Source organism: Pseudomonas graminis (assembly GCF_001705435.1).
Classification (GTDB): domain Bacteria; phylum Pseudomonadota; class Gammaproteobacteria; order Pseudomonadales; family Pseudomonadaceae; genus Aquipseudomonas; species Aquipseudomonas graminis_B.
Genome location: NZ_MDEN01000025.1, coordinates 1 through 911, shown reverse-complemented (window position 1 = coordinate 911; position 911 = coordinate 1). Strand labels below are relative to the sequence as shown.

General features: G+C 63.1%; 1 protein-coding gene. It reads left to right on the top strand.

Annotated elements, in window-relative coordinates; genetic code table 11:
• Positions 1-911, top strand: a 911-nt coding sequence (locus BBI10_RS00105; RefSeq protein WP_141695060.1) for an AMP-binding protein, incomplete at both ends; no start/stop codon positions are given.

The following is a 911-nucleotide window of genomic DNA, read 5'->3' as shown; positions in this document are numbered from 1 at the left end:
CATGGCGAACAGCGCCTGACCTTCGCCGAGTTCGACCGTCGTGCCAACCAACTGGCTCATGCGCTGCGGGCGCGAGGCATCGGCACTGAAGTGCGCGTGGCGATTGCCATGGAGCGGGGGATTGATCTGTGGCTGGCGTTTTACGCCGTGCTGAAATCCGGCGGCGCCTACATCCCGCTGGACCCGGATTACCCGACCGAGCGCCTGCGTTACATGCTGGAAGACGGCGGCGTGAAGCTGCTGATCAGCCACGACGCTGCGCTGGGTCGTGTGCCGGTCGGTGATGTGCCGCTGTTAAATATCGATGAGCTGGATTGCTCGTCCGAACCGGTGACGGCGCCGGATGTGGTGATTCACCCTCAGCAACTGGCGTACCTGATCTACACCTCGGGTTCGACCGGCAAGCCAAAGGGCGCGGCCGTCGCCCACGCCGACATCTCGATGCACATCCAGACCATCGGCGAGCGTTATCGCTTTACCCCGGAAGACCGCAAGTTCCACTTCCTGTCGATCAGCTTCGACGGCGCCCACGAAGGCTGGATGATGCCGCTGTGTTACGGCGCCCGCGTTGTACTGCGCGATCAAGAGCTGTGGAGCGTCGAGCAGACCTACGACACGCTGATCCGCGAAGGCATCACCGTGGCCTCGTTCCCGCCGAGCTACCTGCGTCAGCTGTCCGACTGGGCCGGTGTGCAGGGCAAAGGGCCGGGAGTGAAGACCTACTGTTTTGCCGGTGAAGCCTTCAGCCGGGAAATGCTCCATGACGTGATCCGCAATCTGCAGCCGCTGTGGATCATCAACGGCTACGGCCCGACGGAAACCGTGGTCACACCGACCTTGTGGCTGGCGTCTGCCGAGACCGCTGATTTCACCACGGCCTACGCGCCGATTGGTGATCTGGTGGGGGATCG